The organism is Pseudomonas urethralis (assembly GCF_021602465.1).
GTDB classification, from domain to species: domain Bacteria; phylum Pseudomonadota; class Gammaproteobacteria; order Pseudomonadales; family Pseudomonadaceae; genus Aquipseudomonas; species Aquipseudomonas vlassakiae.
Genome location: NZ_BQIJ01000011.1, coordinates 24941 through 43758 on the forward strand (window position 1 = coordinate 24941; position 18818 = coordinate 43758).

The following is an 18818-nucleotide window of genomic DNA, read 5'->3' on the forward strand; positions in this document are numbered from 1 at the left end:
CCGGTTTTCCCGGCTCAGTTCACCGTAATCGCCGCATTCAGCATCAACACCACGATCAAGCCAACCACTGCCACGATGGACTGCACCACCGAGATGGTCTTGGTCGCTTCACCCATGGTCATGCCAAAGGACTCCTTCACCATCCAGAAGCCCGCATGGTTGGCGTAGTTGAAGAACAGCGAACCGCAGCCGATCGACAGGGCCAGCAATGGCAGGTTCAGGCTCGGGTCAGCCCCTGCCAGCGGCGCCAGCAAGCCGGCAGCACCGACGATACCGACCGTGGCAGAGCCGGTTGACACCGACAGCAGCATCGCGATCAGCCACCCCAGGAGCAATGGCGGGAAGGCCGATTGCTGGGTCAGGTGCACGATGGCATCGCCGACCTTGGCGCTGGTCAGCATCTCCTGGAAGGCTCCGCCCCCTGCAATGATCATGATGATCGAGGCGATCGGCTTGAGGCTTTTGCCCAGCGCATCGCGCAGCTGTTCGGCGTCGCCACCGCGCGCCAGTACCAGGCTCGCGCCGGCGAACAGCACGCCCAGCAGCATGGCGATCAGCGGGTTGCCGAGGAAGCTGGCCAGCTCCAGCAGCGTATTGCCTTTGGGCAGCAGCATTTCGGCGACGGCATGCACCAGCATCAGGATCGCCGGCAGCAACGCCGCCAGCATGCCGACCACTACACCGGGGCGGGATTGGCGGTCGGCTTTCTCAGCCAGTGTTAACTGGTCCAGCAGGGCCTGATCGGGCCGGGTGCTCATGCGCGGCGCAATGAACAGGCCATACAGCGGGCCGCCCAGGATCATGGCCGGGATAGCAGCCAGGAAGCCATAGAGCATGGTGGGGCCGACCGAGGTCTTGAGCACGGCGATGGCGGTCAAGGGGCCTGGGTGCGGCGGGACCATGCCGTGCATGGCGGCCAGCGCGGAAATCACCGGCACACCGACATACACATACGCCGAACCTTTGAAGCGGGCCTGGCCTTCCAGCTTGCGCGCCACACTGAAGATCAACGGCAGCATGATCACCAGGCCCACTTCGAAGAACATCGGGATGCCGATCACAAAAGCCACCAGCATCATTGCCCAAGGAATCATCCGGTCCGAGGTGCGCTTGAGGATGACGTCGGCGACCTGCTCAGTGACGCCGGCGTCAGCCAGAATCTTGCCGAGCATCGCGCCCAGCGCGATCACCACCCCCACCGCACCCAGTGTCTTGCCGGCGCCAGTGAGCAGGTGGGAGACGATGCTGCCGGGCTCCATGCGGGTGGCAAAGCCGACGCCAATGGACACCACCAGCAAGGCCAGCAGCGGGTGCATCTTGAGGCGGGACACGATGAGCGCAACCAGCACCAGGACACTGACCAAGGCGGTCAGCAACAGCTGTATATCTAAGGGAGTCATTCAGGGAATCTCGGTTGGGCTGGCGCGCTAGCGGCGCTCAGGCATTGCAGGCAGGCCAGCGGGTTCTGCGGGCGGTAGCGAGCCGTTAGCGGTCGCGGGCAGATGGCTGACTGGATGCACACACTTCGAACTTCGGAGGGATGGGGCTGGCGGACGCAGGTGTCGCGCCGGGCAAGCGCGTAGGGCTGGGCAGTGCGGTCATGGAGCGATTCACCTTGTTATTTGGTCATCTATATGAATCATTACAAAGTATTTCCGGGACCGTGTGAGGCTGTCAATAGCATGCGGTCGCGTCACATGGTCTTTTCGCCTTGGCAGGCAATACTTCTCTGTATACGCAGGCGTGCTCCTGGTGGCGCGCGCCGCTGGGAGGTGTCAGGTGAACAAGATATCAATCGTGGGCGCGGGGATCGTGGGTGAGGCGGCGGCGCAGATCATCGCCCGGGAAGAGTATTGCCGTGAACTGATGTTGCTCGATGTGCAGGGTGAGCTGGCCCAGGGCAAGGCGCTGGACATCTGGCAGGCAGCCGTTGAGTCAGGTTCCGATACCAAGGTGCTGGGCGGTGCCAAGGCCGAAATGCTGCAGGACTCGGAGCTGGTGGTGATTACCGCAGGCGTGCCGCGCAAGCCTGGCCAGTCGCGGCAGGACGTGCTGAGCATCAACTTGCCGATCCTCGATGGCATCATGCACGACATCAATCGCTATGCGCCGGCAGCGACGGTGCTGGTGGTGTCGAACCCGGTCGATGTGCTGACCTATCGCGCCTGGTCGCTCAGCAAGCTCGGGCGTGGCAGGGTGTTCGGCCAGGCGGGGGTGCTGGATACCGCGCGGATGAAGTGCTTCATTGCCGAGGAGACGGGGTTTTCCGCCCGGGACATCACGGCGCTGGTACTGGGCGGGCATGGCGACAGCATGGTGCCGCTCATGCGCTACTGCCAGGTCGGCTCGGTGCCGCTGTCGCATTTCCTGTCCGAAGAGCAGATCGAGCGGATCGTCGAACGTACACGCAAGGGTGGTGGCGAGATCCTGGGTTTGAAGAAGGTCGGCAGCGCCTGCGATGCGCCGGGTGTGGCCATTGCGCAGATGGTGGATGCGATCGCCAATGGGCGTAACCGCATTCTGCCGGCAGTTGCGATTCTTGAAGGGGAATACGGGCGCACCGACATCGCCATGGGCGTTCCTTGCATCCTGGCTGGGGAGGGAATTGCCCGGGTGATCGAGTTGCCGCTGGAGGCGCAGGAGCAGGCGATGTTTGATCACTCGGCGGATCAGGTGGCGCGGGATATAGCGGAGATGAAGGCGTTGTGAGGTGAAGGCCCAATTGCTTAGCCAACATAGGTATATCGCCGGCCCTGTGGCCGGCGATAAACACAGACCAAACGATGCTTAGTTCGTGGTCAGTTCCAGGGACAGTTCCGGATGTTTCAGGATCAAGCGCATCAGGCACAAAACACCACCTGGAGGTACGAAGCGGCCTTGTTCCCAATCACGTAACGTCGCCACGGGTGTAGCAATACGTTCGGCGAAAGTTGCCTGAGTCAATCCGCAACGCTCACGTGCCTGTCGAACCAGTATCTGTTCAGGCGTGGTGACGCGCCCGGCGCCTATCTTGGCTTCTTTGAGTGCTTGGCGCAGGTCAGGCAACGGCTCACCAGCATCAGCCTCGATGGCTTTGGCAACGCTTTCAATATCAATATCACGCATTTCATACCACCTTGCTGATTTCAGCGGGGCTCATGTTTGCTCGTTCGGCCTTGGCATAAACCGTAAGCAACAAAACAATTTCTTCTTCGTTAAGGTTGAAGTAGATCACTCGTGTACCGCCGGACTTGCCGGCCCCTGCGCGGCTCCATCGAATCTTTCGTGCTCCATCGGCACCGGGGATGACATCCCCTGCAAGCGGATTGACTGCTATCCAATCGATGAAGGTCAGGCGCTCGTCATCGGACCACAGCCTGGCGGCGGCTTTTTGGAACGTAGGTGTTTCGATTACTGTACGCATCTGAATGTACGGGATTCCCTTATATGATGCAACGCTGGAAACGGATGCTCAAAGGGCGAAACGGCAAACGGTCAAGGGATGGAGTGGCCTGTGCCAAGCAGGCAGTGCTGCCACTCAGATTTCAAGCCGACCTTGGCGTAAATCATTGAACTCGCCCTTGAGTTCTTCGAATACGAGCTGATGTGCTCGTCTGGATCATCTTCCAGGCTCAAGGGCACAGAGTCTTCATCGGGTAATTTTCTGGATGTGTCTAGTACGGCTTATGGCCGGCCCAGTGCTCCAGTGCGGACGTTCCTGCTCGGGATCGCCTTTATGCCTGTCGGCCTCGCAGGAGGGCTGGGATGATTCGGATGTAAGCCAACTCGCTCACTAATTCCATCAGCGTCTGGGTGATCACCGCCGCCGCCGCCAACCCGCGCAGGTCTTCCGGCAATGCCAGCGCCAATGGCAACACCACCAGCGAGTTCCGCGTCGCGGCGCTGAAGGTCACCGAGCGTGCCTCGGCCACCGGCAGGCGCAACAACCGCGCCGAAACGAGCCCGAGCAGCGGTGCCAGCAGCATGAAGCCGACATAGACCGGAATCACCGGCATCAACCGATCGAAGTCCCGAAGCACCACGGCAATCTGCGACCCGATCACCGCCACCAATACCAATGCCATCGCTGGCACCGGCATCCACGCCCAGGCGTCGTTCCACGCCGACACCGTGCGGGAGCGGCGGGCGCCGGCGCTGGTGAGCACGGCGAGGATCATCGGCAGCATGATCAGCAGCACGAAGGCTTCCACGAACGGGGCAATGCTGATTGTTACCTCGCTGTTGTCGCCGAGCATCAGCGCCAGGTACACCGGCAGCAGCACCAGTTGCACCAGCAGCAGCACGGGCGTGGCGGCGAGGGTCAGGCGTGAGTCGCCTTTACCGATGTGGGTAAACACCACCACGTAGTCGATGCAGGGTGTGAGCAGTACCAGTAGCGCGCCGATGAGGATCGCCGGATGATCGGCAACGCCGCGGGTGAGGGCCCACACCAGCAATGGCACCAGGATGAAATTGGCGAGCAGCAGGGCCGCCATGAAGCGGCGATTGCCCAGGCCCTCGCGCAGGCCGAGAAAGGGGATCTGCAGGAACATCGCATACATCAGGATGGCGATGGCGGGCGTGACCAGGGCTTCAAGGTGCCGTGCGCTGTCGCTGGCCAGCAGGCCGAAGGCCAGGGCGGCGAGCACGGCGGCGAAGTAGATCGGGATCTGCTGGGTTTCGAGTTGCTCTCTGGTCAAAGCCGGGCCTGTGTCTGGTTGCGCTTGGGTGGCACAGGTTAATACGTGACGGCGGGGGCTGCATGAGCTGAATGAGCCTGAAGGGGCCCTGGTTCACCCGCGTGCTCCGCGTTGGATGCTTCGCGGGTGAACCCGATCCCACAGGGATCTATCAAGCCGGCTTGAGCCAGTCGACACCGCGCTCCTGAATGATCAGGCTCAAGGTGCCTTGGCGTGCAGTTGGGTAGCAGGCCAGAAAACCGCCTACCGGGTAGAGACTGTGCACTTCCAGCGGGTGCCCATCCGCGCTCGCCAGCAGAATTTCCCTGCGGCCATCTTCAAGCTGTGTCAGGTCGAACGCTTCACCCGTCTGTGCATCGGTCAACGTCCACAGGCTTGGGTCTTTTGCCTTGATCGGCTCTACGTTCACCAGGCCATCGTCGGTGGTGAATACGCCCTCGCCGGAGTGGGGGCCGTTGCGCAGATAGAGGCGGTAACCCGCTTCGCTATGGCGGAAGTACAGCAGCAACGCAGCTGGCTGGGCGGCGGGTTCGAAGGTGATCAGTCCGATCTCCTGGCCGTGATGCCAATCCGTGTTGGTGCCGTTCAACATGCCGAGAGTCGTGGCGCCTTCAACGACATCACCCGGCACTTGATGCGGGCTCACCAGCGTCACGGGCCCGGTGGTCATGTCGCCCAGTACATTGATGGGGGCTTCAGCGAACTGCAACGTGGCGGTGAAGGACATTGCTGCGTGGTCTGCCATGGGGTGCCTCCTGTCAGTTTTCAAAGGAGGTGGCAGGTTAGGCAGCCTGGTTCATTCAACCTATCCGGAAGCGGTTCCAGCGCCAGATCGCAGGCATGAAAAAGCCCGGCACCGGGCCGGGCTTCTTCACATCAGGCTTGCGCCAATCAGTTGCCGTAAACCGGCAGCTTCTTGCAGATGGCCTTGACCTTCTCACGTACGGCGTCGATCACCGCTTCGTTGTTCAGGTCCGCCAGGATGTCGCAGATCCAGCCGGCCAGTTCGCGGCACTCGGTTTCCTTGAAACCACGGGTGGTGACGGCTGGGGTGCCGAAACGCAGGCCCGAGGTGACGAACGGGGAGCGTGGGTCGTTCGGTACCGAGTTCTTGTTGACGGTGATGAAGGCTTTGCCCAGGGCAGCGTCAGCATCTTTACCGGAGATTTCCTGCTTGATCAGCGACAGCAGGAACAGGTGGTTCTGGGTGCCGCCGGAAACGACGTCGAAACCACGCTCGATGAACACTTCAGCCATGGCCTGGGCGTTCTTCACGACCTGCTGCTGGTAAGCCTTGAACTCAGGCTGCAGCGCTTCCTTGAAGCAGATGGCCTTGGCCGCGATCACGTGCTCCAGCGGGCCGCCCTGGGCGCCTGGGAAGACGGCGGAGTTCAGCTTCTTCTCGATGTCGGCGTTGGCGCGGGCCAGGATCAGGCCGCCACGTGGACCGCGCAGGGTCTTGTGGGTGGTGGTGGTAACCACGTCGGCAAATGGCACAGGGTTCGGGTACACGCCAGCGGCAACCAGGCCGGCAACGTGGGCCATGTCGACGAACAGGTAGGCACCGACCTTGTCGGCAATGGCGCGGAAGCGGGCGAAGTCCAGGACCTGCGAGTAAGCCGAGAAGCCGGCAACGATCATCTTCGGCTTGTGCTCGACAGCCAGGCGCTCGACTTCGTCGTAGTCGATCAGGCCGTTGCTGTCGATGCCGTACTGGATGGCGTTGTACAGCTTGCCCGACGAGCTTACCGAAGCACCGTGGGTCAGGTGGCCACCGTGGGCCAGGCTCATGCCCAGAATGGTGTCACCGGCCGACAGCAGGGCCAGGTAGACCGCCGCGTTGGCTTGCGAGCCGGCGTGCGGCTGGACGTTGGCGTAGTCGGCGCCGAACAGCTCCTTGGCACGGTCGATGGCCAGTTGCTCGACCACGTCGACGTACTCGCAGCCGCCGTAGTAGCGCTTGCCTGGGTAGCCTTCGGCGTACTTGTTGGTCAGGACCGAGCCCTGAGCTTCCATGACTGCCGGGCTGGTGTAGTTTTCCGAAGCGATCAGCTCGATATGCTCTTCCTGGCGCAGGGCTTCTTGCTGCATGGCTTCGAAGAGCTCGGCGTCGTACTTGGCAATGGTCAAATCACGGCTGAACATGGCGGTCCTCAAGGATCGGGGTAATTTGGGGGGGCATTCTAACCGATTGATCCGCGCCTGGCATATGAACTGGCATCAAGTCGCGGACCAATGGGCTTCATGTTGCATCCCGCGCCGTGTCTGGGCTGGCTGGGGATTGGAGTTGACTCGAAAGTCCGTTTTTGCGAGCGCTCACTGGAACATGAACAGGGCGGCGTTGGCGAACTGCGCTTCGAACTGGTTGGCCGGCATCGGCCGCCCGAACAGGTAGCCCTGCACCTCGTCGCAGCCGTGCTCGCGCAGGAATTCCAGCTGCTCATGGGTCTCCACGCCCTCGGCGATCACCGCCAGGTTGAGGCTGTGGGCCATGGCGATGATCGCCCGGGCGATCTGCGCGTCCTGCTCGCCCTCGGGCAGGCCGTCGACGAAGGTGCGGTCGATCTTCAGCACGTCGATGGGGAACTGCTTGAGGTAGTTCAGCGACGAGTAACCGGTGCCGAAGTCGTCGACCGCGATGCTCAGGCCGAGGTTTTTCAGGCTGGCGAGAATCTGCAGCGCCTCATTGACCTCGCGCATCAGGATGCTCTCGGTCAGCTCCAGCTCCAGGCACGCCGGCGGCAGGCCGGTTTCTTCGAGGATGGTGGCGATCCGCGTGCCCAGCTGGCCGTCTGAGAACTGCCGCGCCGAGATGTTCACCGATACCTTCGGCACGCGCACCTTGTTCTTGTGCCAGACCTTGAGCTGGCGGCTGGCCTCGCGCAGCACCCAGTCGCCGACATCCACCACCAGGCCCAGCTCTTCGATCACCGGGATGAAGTCGCCCGGCGGTACCAGCCCGCGGGTCGGGTGACGCCAGCGCAGCAGGGCTTCGGCACCGGTCAGGCGCTTGCCGTCGCCGCTGAACTGCGGCTGGTAGTAGAGGGTGAATTCGTTCTGCTCCAGCGCGTGGCGCAGGTCGCTTTCCAGTTCCAGGCGCTCAAGGGCGCTGGCGTTCATCTCGGTCTGGTAGAACTGGAAGTTGTTCTTGCCGCGCTCCTTGGCGTGGTACATGGCGGTGTCGGCGTTCTTCATCAACTGGCTCAGCTCGTTACCGTCCTGCGGGCTGAGGGCGATGCCGATACTGGCGGTGACGAAGAACTCGCGACCCTCCAGCACGAATGGCCGCACCAGGCTGCCAAGAATGTTCTCGGCCACGTGGATGGCGCGGTTCAGGGCCATCTCGCGGGTGGCCCGCGGCTGCAGCAGCAAGGTGAATTCGTCGCCACCCATGCGCGCCACGGTGTCGTCATCGTCGACGCAGGCCAGCAGGCGCAGGGCCATGTCCTTGAGCATACGATCGCCCGCAGCGTGGCCGAGGGAGTCGTTGATCGGCTTGAAGCGGTCGAGGTCGAGGAACATCAGCACCACCCATGACTTCTGCCGTTCGGCCTGCTGCAGCGCGGTGTGCAGGCGGTCCTGGAACAGCGTGCGGTTGGGCAGGTGGGTAAGGGCGTCGTAGTAGGCCAGCCGGTGGATGCGCTGTTCGCTGGCCTTGCGCTCGCTGATGTCGGTGAAGAAGCACACATAGCTGGCCAGGTCGCCTTCGTCGTCGAGCACGGCGGTAATGCCGACCCAGGCCGGGTAATGGTCGCCGTCGCGGCGCTTGAGCCACACTTCGCCTTCCCAGCTGCCGCGCTGGTGCAGTTGCTTGAGCACGTAGCGCAGGTGGCTTTCCTGCTGGTCCTCGACGACCAGCATGCTCGGCAGCTGGTCGAGCACGTCGCCGACCGCGTAGCCGCTGACCCGGCTGAAGGCTTCGTTGGCCTGAACGATATAGCCGGCCGGGTCGGTGATGAGGATGGCCGAGGTGGAGTGCTCGAATACCGTCGCCGCCATGCGCAGGTCTTTTTCCGCACGGCGCTGCTGGCTGATGTCGCGGCCTACGCCGAGTACGCCTTCGAAGCGCTGTTGGTCGTCCCATACCAGTACCAGGCGCAGTTCGATGGGGATCTTGCGGCCATCGGCGCGCAGGCAGTCGAACAGGAACAGTTGCGTCGGCAGCTGGCTGCGCAGCTGGGCCAGTTGCTCGCTGTCGCCCATGGCCTTGCTGACGCGCTCCATCAGGCTGTAGATGCCGGTGAGCTGGGACGGGTTGGCGATGATCGACTGCCAGCCGTTGTCGAAGATCCACTCGGCCTGGTAGCCCAGCACCGCCTGCACCGAGGGGCTGAGGTAGTTGAGCTGCAGGCGGCTGTCGGTGGAGAAGATCACGTCGCTGATGCTTTCGGCGAGCATGCGGTAGCGCTGCTCGCTGTCACGCAGCGACTGGCTGGCCTCGATCTGTACGGTGACATCCTTGCCCACGCCGATGATGCGTGTGACCAGGCCATCGTCATCGCGGGTCAGTACCTGTTCGCGGATTTCATAGCAGCGCCAGCCGCCATCGCGGTGGCGGAAGCGCAACTGAGTGTGCAGTGACTGGCTATGGGCACTGTCGCGCTGTTGCTGGCGCAAAGCCTGGTAGTGCGCGGCATCTTCGGGGTGCAGCAGCAGTTCCCAGAAGCGGTCGCCCATCTGCGCCAGCTCGGTGCGGTCGTAGCCGAGGGTCTGGCCGAGGTGGCGGTTGCTGAAGATCATTCGCTGGCTGAGCACGTCCTGCACGTACAGCTGGTCGGGCACGGTACGCACGACGTCGGACCAGAAGCTTTCACGTTCCAGCAGCGACAGCTCCACCTGCTTGCGGCTGGTAATGTCGCTGATGCTGAGGATCACCGCCTGGTAATCGCGACGCTGCTGCGGCAGGCGCGCCATCAGCCACAGGTGCAATTCGCCACCCAGCGGTGCGGGCAGGCGCACTTCCAGCTCCAGCGACGGGCGCTGTTCGATCAGCGCGTCGATCAGCTGCATGCCGACGCTGTCGCGGCCGTCGCCGCTGCCATCGATCAGTCGTTGCCAGGCGCCCTGGTGGCACTCGACATTGAGGAGCTGGCGCGCCACCTGGTTGATCTCGGTGATCTTCAGCTCCAGCAGCAGCGAGCGGCGCAGGGTCGGGTCCAGCGCCAGGCTCTGCTTGAGCCCGGCCAGGTTGCGCAGGTGATAGCGGTCGAGCTGGCCGGGCAGGCTCGACAGGTCGAGCACGCACAAGGCCACGCCGGTGCCTTCGAAGATTTCCTGGTAGCGCCGGCGGTCTTCCTGCAGCGCGCGCTGGCGACGGCGCATGTTGAACAGCGCCAGTACCGGCAGCAGGGCGCAGAACAGCGCCAGCAGGCATTTGCCAATCAGTGCCGGCAGCAGCTTCTGCTGGGCCAGGCCTGCGTCGAACAGGCCACGCAATTGCCAGGTGCTGTTGTCGATGAAGGCGAGCATCACGCTTTGCAGCGGCTCACCGCTGGTCTGCGCCGGCGCGTGGCGTTCCAGCACCTCGCCACTGCGGCTGTTTTCCAGCAGCCAGAGCGGGTGGCCCGGGCCGTCGAGGTGTTCGGTGAGTGTCTGGTAATAGTCCGGTGACAGGCGCAATAGCCAGTAGCCACGGTCCTGCTCCGCCGACTGGCGCAACAGCAGGTAGAGGGTGCGGTTGTCTGCCGAGTTGGTAAAGAAGTAGCTGCGCCCCTGGTTCAGCCCGACCAGCTCGTCAATCGACTGGCGGTCAGGGCTGTCGACCAGGCTGTCACCGTGCAGTTGCCCGGTCTGGTCCAGCCAGGCCAGGTCACGCAGGGCGGGCAGGCGTTCACGCAAGGTCTCCAGCAGGCTGGGCAGGGCGGCCGGCGCCGGCGCCTTGACGTACGGCTGGACCACGTTGATGGCCTGCTGGGCCTTGAGGGCCATGTTCAGGCTCAGGTGGTCGGCGAGTTCGGCGCTCGCGTTGAGGTTCAGCTGGCGCTGGTCGGCCTGGGTGTGGCGAAACTGGGAGAACAGTTGCCATAGCAGCAAGCCCAGCAGAATCAGGGCCAGCAGCGCCAACGCACCCTTGACCGAACCCCGTAGCGAAGCGACTGGGGCCGGCGAAGCGGGGCGCAGCAGAGTCGGATGATTGAGATTGGTCAAGCGTTGGTCCTGCGATTGGGCTGGCGATGGCAGGGATGGACATGCACGGTGTATGCCGGTACTGCACAGGCCTGGACCGCGGCCGCGCACTATAAAGCCGGACATGCGAACGGGCTAGCATGCCTGTGATTATGGCAATGTGCCAGCCCGATTGTCCGAAGCCAATGGTCGTGGTGACGCTGACCCGTTCGGCAAGGCCCTGCATCCTGTGCGAGAATGCCGCCCGCTTCAATGACAACGCATCGGAGATGTTCGGTTTTGGTTACTCACTTTTCCACCAATGGCCTCGATTCCGCCTGTGGGCGCAGCAGTCAGACCCTTGTCAGCACTGCCGTGACCGCGGACGTATCCTGCAAATCGTGCCAGCGTTCGCTGGTCAAACCAGATGCGGCTGCGGCCTCGAAAAACAAGACGCCATCGCTGGCCGAGCTGCGCAAGACCGCCAAGGCGGCCGCAGCACCTGCTGAACAGGCACCGGTGGCTGGCGTAGCCAAGCCGGCTGGCAAGGTCGTCAGCACGCCTGTTGCAGCCCAGCCTGCCCGCAGTGGCGGTTTCAGCGTCAAGGCCGCTTATGCGGCGCGCCTGGCCGAGCAGAGCGAGCGCTGCCGGTTGCCCCGGGGCAAGGCCAAGCAGCGTCACGTCTGAACCATTTTTGGCTGCTGTACCGGCCTTTTCGCGGCCAACGCCGCTCCCACAGGGACTGCACAAGGCTTCAAGCCAGTGCTGTACCTGTGGGAGCGGCTTTAGCCGCGAAGAGGCCAGTACAGGCAACCAATGTGACCTTCAGGTCCACCCCGATCCCCCACCATCCGACCACCCTGTGCAACGCCGCGCGTTGGCGTAGAATGGTCGACTTTGTTCAATGAAACCCGTAAACACATCCCCCTGGCCACAGTGCCGGGGCGATCGTCGATGTCTTTACCTATCTAGAGGGCTTGGTTTTGGCTCAATACGTCTACACCATGCATCGGCTGAGCAAGGTCGTGCCGCCGAAGCGGGAAATTCTCAAGAATATTTCCCTGTCGTTCTTCCCAGGCGCCAAGATCGGCGTGCTCGGCCTGAACGGCGCCGGTAAGTCGACCCTGTTGCGGATCATGGCGGGCGTCGACAAGGAATTCGACGGCGAAGCCCGTCCGATGCCCGACATCAACGTGGGTTACCTGCCGCAGGAGCCGCAACTGGACCCGAACAAGTCCGTGCGCGAAGTGGTCGAGGAAGCGGTCAGTGTGATCAAGGACGCCCAGGCTCGCCTGGACGAGGTCTACGCGGCCTACGCCGAACCTGATGCCGACTTCGACAAGCTGGCTGCCGAACAGGCCAAGCTCGAAGCCATCCTGCAGGCTGCCGACGGCCACAACCTCGAGCGCCAGCTGGACGTCGCCGCCGACGCCCTGCGCCTGCCGGCCTGGGATGCTCGCATCGAGCACCTGTCCGGTGGTGAGAAACGCCGCGTGGCCCTGTGCCGCCTGCTGCTGTCGGCCCCCGACATGCTGCTGCTCGACGAACCGACCAACCACCTGGATGCCGATTCGGTAGCCTGGCTGGAGCGCTTCCTGCACGACTTCCCGGGCACCGTGGTCGCGATTACCCACGACCGTTACTTCCTCGACAACGTTGCCGGCTGGATCCTCGAACTGGACCGCGGCGCTGGTATCCCGTACGAAGGCAACTACTCGGGCTGGCTGGAAGCCAAGTCGGAGCGCCTGGCGCAGGAATCCAAGCAGCAGAGCGCCCACGAGAAGGCCATGAAAGAGGAACTGGAGTGGGTGCGCAAAGGCGCCAAGGCCCGCCAGTCGAAATCCAAGGCCCGTCTGCAGCGCTTCGAAGAGATGCAGTCGCAGGAATTCCAGAAGCGCAGTGAAACCAACGAGATCTACATCCCGGCCGGTCCGCGCCTGGGCGACAAGGTCATCGAGTTCAAGAACGTCACCAAGGGTTATGGCGACCGCGTGCTGATCGACAACCTGTCGTTCTCCATGCCCAAAGGTGCCATCGTCGGCGTGATCGGCGGTAACGGTGCCGGTAAGTCGACCCTGTTCCGCATGCTGATGGGCAAGGAGCAACCGGACTCGGGCAGCATCGAGATCGGCGAAACCGTGCAGCTGGCCTGCGTCGACCAGAGCCGTGAAGACCTCGACGGTTCCAAGACCGTGTTCCAGCAGATCTCCGACGGTTCCGACCAGATCCGCATCGGCAACTACGAGATCCCGTCGCGTACCTACGTTGGCCGCTTCAACTTCAAGGGTGGCGACCAGCAGAAGTTCGTCAAGGACCTGTCCGGTGGTGAGCGTGGCCGTCTGCACCTGGCGCTGACCCTGAAGGAGGGCGGTAACGTCCTGCTGCTCGACGAACCGTCCAACGACCTCGACGTCGAAACCCTGCGTTCCCTGGAAGAAGCCCTGCTGGACTTCCCGGGTGCCGCCATCGTGATTTCCCACGACCGTTGGTTCCTGGACCGTGTGGCCACTCACATCCTGGCGTACGAAGACGACTCGAACGTGGTGTTCTTCGAGGGTAACTACACCGAGTACGAAGCCGACCGCAAGAAGCGCCTGGGCGACGCTGCAGCCCAGCCACACCGTGTACGGCACAAGAAGCTGGCTCAATAAGCCGGTGTTCTGATGCACAAGAATGGGGCCTATCGCGGCCCCATTTTTGTGCCTGTTTGCGGCGGTGGGGCGGATGTTTTACTGTCGATTCGAAAGTTGTTTTGTATACATTTATATAAAACGCACCAAATAATTTCAAAAAAACGACATTTCGCCCTATTCCGGTGCGATTGCTTCTTGGTACATTCCAGAAAAAACCAATAAGTCCAATCCCTTGGTGAGATGTCTACCATGATCGAATCTGTCGACCATTTCCTCGCACGCCTGCAGCAACGCGACCCGGGCCAACCGGAATTCCACCAGGCCGTCGAAGAGGTGCTGCGTACCTTGTGGCCGTTCCTCGAAGCCAACCCGCACTACCTGCAGTCCGGCATCCTCGAACGCATGGTCGAGCCGGAGCGCGCCTTGCTGTTCCGCGTGTCGTGGGTCGATGACCAGGGCAAGGTGCAGGTCAACCGCGGCTATCGCATCCAGATGAGCAGCGCCATCGGCCCCTACAAGGGCGGCCTGCGCTTCCACCCGTCGGTGAACCTGAGCGTGCTCAAGTTCCTGGCCTTCGAACAGGTGTTCAAGAACTCCCTCACCTCGCTGCCCATGGGCGGCGGCAAGGGCGGTTCGGACTTCGACCCGAAAGGCAAGAGCGATGCCGAAGTCATGCGCTTCTGCCAGGCCTTCATGAGCGAGCTGTACCGCCACATCGGCGCTGACTGCGACGTGCCGGCCGGTGACATTGGCGTGGGCGCCCGCGAGATCGGCTTCATGTTCGGCCAGTACAAGCGCCTCGCCAACCAGTTCACGTCGGTGCTGACCGGCAAGGGCATGACCTACGGCGGCAGCCTGATCCGCCCCGAAGCCACTGGCTATGGCTGCGTGTACTTCGCTGAAGAAATGCTCAAGCGCCAGAACCTGCGCATCGATGGCTGTCGCGTGGCCATTTCCGGTTCCGGCAACGTCGCCCAGTACGCGGCGCGCAAGGTGATGGACCTTGGCGGCAAGGTGATTTCGCTGTCCGACTCCGAAGGCACCCTGTATGCCGAAGGCGGCCTGACCGATGCCCAGTGGGACGCGCTGATGGCGCTGAAGAACGTCAAGCGCGGCCGCATCAGCGAGCTGGCTGACCAGTTTGGCCTGGAGTTCCGCAAGGGCCAGACGCCGTGGAGCCTGCCGTGTGACATCGCCCTGCCATGCGCCACGCAGAACGAGCTGGACATCGAAGACGCCCGCACCCTGCTGCGCAACGGCTGCATCTGTGTGGCCGAAGGCGCCAACATGCCGACCACCCTGGCGGCGGTCGACCTGTTCATCGAGGCTGGCATCCTCTACGCACCCGGCAAGGCTTCCAACGCCGGCGGCGTGGCGGTATCCGGGCTGGAGATGTCGCAGAACGCCATGCGCCTGCTGTGGACGGCGGGTGAAGTGGACAGCAAGCTGCACAACATCATGCAGTCGATTCACCATGCCTGCGTGCATTTCGGTGAAGAGGCCGATGGCAAGGTCAACTACGTGAAGGGCGCGAACATCGCCGGCTTCGTGAAGGTTGCCGATGCCATGCTGGCTCAGGGCGTGGTCTGATCAGAGATCGATGGGGCCGCTTTGCGGCCCATTCGCGGGACAAGCCCGCTCCCACAGGTACTGCATAAGTCTGTGATTCTGTGAGGTACCTGTGGGAGCGGGCTTGTCCCGCGAATGGGCTGCAGAGCAGCCCCACGGCTTCAACCGATCTCGACAATTTCGATCATCTGATCCCCTACCGGCCTGCGCCACAGCACTTCATCCCCAGGCCCGGCCCCAAGCAAGGCCCGCCCCAGCGGCGATCCCCAGTTGATCATCCCGCGGGCGGCATCTGCCTCATCCTCGCCCACCAGTTGCACCACGTGCTCCTGTTCCTGTTCATCGACGAACCGGACCCGGCTGCCAATCTGCACGTTGCTGCGCGAAGTCGCCGCCGGCACTACCTGGGCGCTCTGCACCCGCGCGCTGAAATAGCGCAAATCCCGCTCGGTATCGGCCAGGCGCTGCTGGTCACCGCGCTCGCCCTGCGCCTGCAACGCGCTGCGCAAGGCATTCAGTTCACGCACGCGCTGTTGCAGCTGGCGCAGGCCATTGGCAGTGACGTAATTGGGTTGGTCGCTGACGCGCCGTTCCACTGGCTGGTCGGCCTGGGCAGCGGCTTGGTCTTCGTTGACGAATGCTCGGCTCATGCAATAGCCCCCTTGTGCTGGAGACCAGCATGGCAGGCCGACGGTTTCAATGGATGTCCATTTGCGACTTAGTCATGGCGGTAGGCACGGGCGGCGCCCTGGTCTTTCTCCTGCTGCCACTGGCGATCACGTTCGTCCCAGAAGCGCTCGTGGTACTGGCGCTGCTCCTCGCTGTTCTGCATCGCCTGGCATTGACGGAATCCATCGTCCCAACCGGTCTCGTAGTGGCGATCGTGCAAGTAGCGCGGTACGTCCTTCTTGAAGTCGCCCACCGTCAGCCCGGCTGCCTGGCGGCCGCTGCTGCAACCGTCCTGGTAGCCGTCGGCGTAGGCGGGGGGATAACCGTGGTTGACCATCTGATCATGGGTGGTTTCGCAACCCGCCAGCAACAACGCAACGCACAAGCCGAACCAGTACCGCGACATGACCACCTGAACCCTTTGGGAAATACCGCAAAGTCTAGGTGGCGATTTGTCGGGGAGGTGTCAAAACAGTGTCAAAGAGTCGGTTGGTTCACGTTCAGTAGTGGTACCACTTCAGCTCCAGCATCACTTCGTTCTGCGCCGTCGCCAGGTGGCTGAACGCCCGCGAAGCACTCAACCTCAGCCCCAGGTTCTGGCTGATCTCCCACTGCTGGTTCAGGCTCACACTGCGGCGCACCTCGCCATTGGCGAAGAAATCGCCCTTGGCTTCCAGCGTCATGTTGCCCAGCCCGTTGCGCCACAGCAGCCCGCCATTGAACCCCGTCGCCGGGGCGACGAACTGGGCGAAGTCGTTGTGGTGCTCGATTCGCAACGTGCCCAGGGCGAAGCCCAGCAAGCCATCGGCCAGCTGCCAGGTACCCCCGGCGCCGCCGTTCACATGGCTCACCAGCACCTCGTCGTCATGCTTGCCCGGCACCCGTTCCAGGCCGCCAGCGACTTGCCAGGACCAAGGCTTGAGCAGCTCGTTGCGTGGTGTCAGCGAGCGGATGGTGGCCAGGTCCAGGCGCTGTACCTGCCAGTCGTTGCCTTCGTACTGGCGTACTTTCAGTTGCAGAATCTCGATCTGCGCCCCCAGCGGGAAGCCGTAGGCGTTGTCGTTGAGGTCGTGGTAGGCCATGCGCAGGCCGTATTCGGCGTAGGCGCGGTCCTCTCGGGTACCAACGCCCAGCTGCCAGGTCCGCGAGTCATGGCCGTCTTCTGGCAGGCCAGGGCGCTCGATCTGCAACGGTGGCGGCGGGTTGCTGTTGATTGCCCGCAGCAGCTCGAAGCTGCGCTTGGCCTGCCCAGGGTCTCGCGCCTGGCCGTTGGCCCGGTAGCGCTCCAGGCGGTAGGCAGCATCCTGCACCAGTGCCTGGCGCTCGCGGGGCAGGGCTTTGAATTCAGGGCTTTGCAACTGCGCGGTATCGGCGCTGACGGCCAGCACCTGGCGCTTCTCGTCATGGTCCAGCGGCTCGGCCCGGGCCAGCAGTTCGCGTTCGCGTGACGGGCGGTAGGTTTCGCTGGCGACCAGGCCCGATTGCTTCACCGCTTTCACCGTGTCCGTCGGGATGGCGGTGAGCGGGAATTGCGAGGTCAGGTCCAGGCTTGGCCGGCCCACCTGCAGCAGCTCCAGCAGGCGGTAGGAGCAGTTTTCGTCGAAGAAGAAGTAGTCGAACTGGATCTGCTTCAGCTCCCAGACGTGCTCGACCATGCGCCCGGTTTCTTCGGGCGTCAGGTCCAGCTGGTATTCCCACAGGTCGCGGTTCTCCAGGCTGCGGTATTCGGAGAGCTTTTCCTGGTAGGGCATCAGCGCGAACAGGCCTGGGTAGCCGCCCATCAGGCCCTTCCAGGCATACAGGATGCTGTTGTCGCTGCCTTCGATGTAGGCGCCGAAGTTGATTGCGTAGCTCAGCAGCGTGGTGTCGTCGCTGCGGGTGTTGGACTGGTCGATGCGCAGCAGGGTGTGGCCGAACATCGACGACGGGCTGTTGAGGTAGGCCGCCGGGAAAATCAGCGCCGCGCTGTGCGGATCGATCGACTGGTACCAGGTCTTGAACTCCTGGCAGTCCGGTTGCGGCAGGTCTTCGAGGTCCAGCTGTTCACGCAGCCAGCGGGTGCGCGCGGGGAATACGCATTGGGCGTGCTTGTCGCCCAGGCTGGCGGGGGCGTACAGCGCTGCGACCGTGGCCTTGAGCTCCTGGTCCGGGTGGTGCGCGCCGTCCTCGGCGAGGAAAAAGGCATCATCGTCCACATAGCTGCGCCAGCCGCCGAGCTTGGCGGTTTCATAGTGGCCCAGGGCAATCCAGTAAGGGGTGTTGGCCAGTTGCTGGATACGGCCTGAGTCCAGCACGGGCATGGCATGTACGGGGGCGCAGGCACACAGCGCCAGGGATGCGAGGCGTTTGAGCATGTCGGGCAACTACTTCTTAACGATGCCGAAGAAAGGCGAAACCCGCCCCGGAGGCCGGGGCGGGGGTAGCTGCACTCAGGCCTCGGTGGCGTATTTGGCCAGGCGTGGGTCGTTCTTCAGAACGGCCAGGGTATTGCTGTGGACAGTCTCGGCAGTCACGTCGGCGCTGCTGAAGATCTGATTGAAGTGCTGGTGGGTGACCGAGGCGAAGTAGCCACGATCTTCCGGAGCGACGCCCAGGACCACGGCATAGGTGGTCAGGGCTTCGCCCTTGCCCATGGCCATGTCTTCGGACAGCTCGTTCATCATGCCATTCATGGCGAACCAGGACTTGCCGCCATAGGTCAGCGAAGCCTTGGTCGAGCAGCCGTTGGTGCCGGAGGTCATGCCGAAGGTGGCGTTGCCGGAGGTACCGTTGGTGGTGGAAGCCAGGAAGTGGGCCGGCGTGCCGCGCTGGCCTTCGAACAGCATGTTGCCCCAGCCGCAGTTCGGGCCACCCGGCGCTTCGGCAAGCGCGTTGAGCGAAACCACGGTGAACAGAGTACCCAGAAGAATCCGTTTCATAGCATTGTTCTCTATTTGTCTTAACCAAGGGTCAGGGTTTCTGGCAACTCGGTTGCCAGGTCGGGAAAGCATTTCACCCACCCGCGCAGCTTGGAGTTTAGGCATGATCTAAAGGTTGCGTTGTTGATTGCGAAAAATTTGCTCGCAGATGACATCATCAACGCTGCGACATAAAGTCCCGAGGAACCTTGCAAGGCGCGCGCGGGCAGCGCCAGAATGCTGCGTATCTGCCCCGCCGAAGTAAG

General features: G+C 62.9%; 15 protein-coding genes. 4 read left to right on the forward strand and 11 right to left on the reverse strand.

Features of this window, described 5'->3' with window-relative positions; genetic code table 11:
* Positions 1-14: 14 nt before the first annotated feature.
* On the reverse strand, positions 15-1400 hold the full coding sequence (locus tag L6D64_RS18005) for a GntP family permease (RefSeq protein ID WP_176506923.1): 1386 nt from the start codon (positions 1398-1400) through the stop codon (positions 15-17).
* A 379-nt stretch (positions 1401-1779) separates the two neighbouring features.
* Between L6D64_RS18005 and L6D64_RS18010 the strand changes: the two genes are divergently transcribed.
* Positions 1780-2709: a malate dehydrogenase gene (locus L6D64_RS18010; RefSeq protein WP_176506922.1), complete on the forward strand. Its 930-nt coding sequence runs from the start codon at positions 1780-1782 to the stop codon at positions 2707-2709.
* 78 nt (positions 2710-2787) lie between these two features.
* On the opposite strand, the gene L6D64_RS18015 is transcribed toward L6D64_RS18010, so the two are convergent.
* The 6 genes from L6D64_RS18015 to L6D64_RS18040 form a co-directional block, all read right to left on the reverse strand.
* Complete coding sequence (locus L6D64_RS18015) at positions 2788-3105, reverse strand: helix-turn-helix domain-containing protein (protein WP_176506921.1); 318 nt, start codon at positions 3103-3105, stop codon at positions 2788-2790.
* A gap of 1 nt (position 3106) precedes the next feature.
* Positions 3107-3403, reverse strand: a complete 297-nt coding sequence (locus L6D64_RS18020; protein WP_176506920.1) for a type II toxin-antitoxin system RelE/ParE family toxin — start codon at positions 3401-3403, stop codon at positions 3107-3109.
* A 310-nt stretch (positions 3404-3713) separates the two neighbouring features.
* Entirely contained in the window at positions 3714-4679 is a 966-nt protein-coding gene (locus tag L6D64_RS18025; RefSeq protein WP_176506919.1) for an arsenic resistance protein, read from the reverse strand.
* A 151-nt stretch (positions 4680-4830) separates the two neighbouring features.
* Positions 4831-5424 carry a hypothetical protein gene (locus tag L6D64_RS18030; protein WP_176506918.1) on the reverse strand — a complete coding sequence of 198 codons (594 nt, stop codon included), beginning with the start codon at positions 5422-5424 and terminating at the stop codon, positions 4831-4833.
* A 146-nt stretch (positions 5425-5570) separates the two neighbouring features.
* Positions 5571-6824 carry a serine hydroxymethyltransferase gene (gene glyA, locus L6D64_RS18035; protein ID WP_054886141.1) on the reverse strand — a complete coding sequence of 418 codons (1254 nt, stop codon included), beginning with the start codon at positions 6822-6824 and terminating at the stop codon, positions 5571-5573.
* Between the two features lie 171 nt (positions 6825-6995).
* Positions 6996-10826 carry a sensor domain-containing protein gene (locus L6D64_RS18040; RefSeq protein ID WP_176506917.1) on the reverse strand — a complete coding sequence of 1277 codons (3831 nt, stop codon included), beginning with the start codon at positions 10824-10826 and terminating at the stop codon, positions 6996-6998.
* A 258-nt stretch (positions 10827-11084) separates the two neighbouring features.
* Between L6D64_RS18040 and L6D64_RS18045 the strand changes: the two genes are divergently transcribed.
* The 3 genes from L6D64_RS18045 to gdhA all read left to right on the forward strand — a co-directional run bounded on the left by L6D64_RS18045 (position 11085) and on the right by gdhA (position 15007).
* Positions 11085-11471, forward strand: a complete 387-nt coding sequence (locus tag L6D64_RS18045; RefSeq protein WP_176506916.1) for a hypothetical protein — start codon at positions 11085-11087, stop codon at positions 11469-11471.
* A 296-nt stretch (positions 11472-11767) separates the two neighbouring features.
* Positions 11768-13435: an energy-dependent translational throttle protein EttA gene (gene ettA / locus L6D64_RS18050; RefSeq protein WP_054887205.1), complete on the forward strand. Its 1668-nt coding sequence runs from the start codon at positions 11768-11770 to the stop codon at positions 13433-13435.
* A gap of 231 nt (positions 13436-13666) precedes the next feature.
* Entirely contained in the window at positions 13667-15007 is a 1341-nt protein-coding gene (gene gdhA / locus L6D64_RS18055) for an NADP-specific glutamate dehydrogenase (RefSeq protein WP_176506915.1), read from the forward strand.
* A 140-nt stretch (positions 15008-15147) separates the two neighbouring features.
* On the opposite strand, the gene L6D64_RS18060 is transcribed toward gdhA, so the two are convergent.
* From L6D64_RS18060 to L6D64_RS18075, 4 genes are all read right to left on the reverse strand, one after another.
* Positions 15148-15636 (reverse strand): GreA/GreB family elongation factor, encoded by a 489-nt coding sequence (locus L6D64_RS18060; RefSeq protein WP_176506914.1) that lies wholly within the window; start codon positions 15634-15636, stop codon positions 15148-15150.
* A 68-nt stretch (positions 15637-15704) separates the two neighbouring features.
* Positions 15705-16061 (reverse strand): hypothetical protein, encoded by a 357-nt coding sequence (locus L6D64_RS18065; protein ID WP_176506913.1) that lies wholly within the window; start codon positions 16059-16061, stop codon positions 15705-15707.
* Positions 16062-16155: 94 nt separating this feature from the next.
* Positions 16156-18009 carry an Lnb N-terminal periplasmic domain-containing protein gene (locus L6D64_RS18070; protein ID WP_176506912.1) on the reverse strand — a complete coding sequence of 618 codons (1854 nt, stop codon included), beginning with the start codon at positions 18007-18009 and terminating at the stop codon, positions 16156-16158.
* Between the two features lie 75 nt (positions 18010-18084).
* On the reverse strand, positions 18085-18573 hold the full coding sequence (locus L6D64_RS18075; protein ID WP_176506911.1) for a DUF3015 domain-containing protein: 489 nt from the start codon (positions 18571-18573) through the stop codon (positions 18085-18087).
* Positions 18574-18818: the final 245 nt, after the last annotated feature.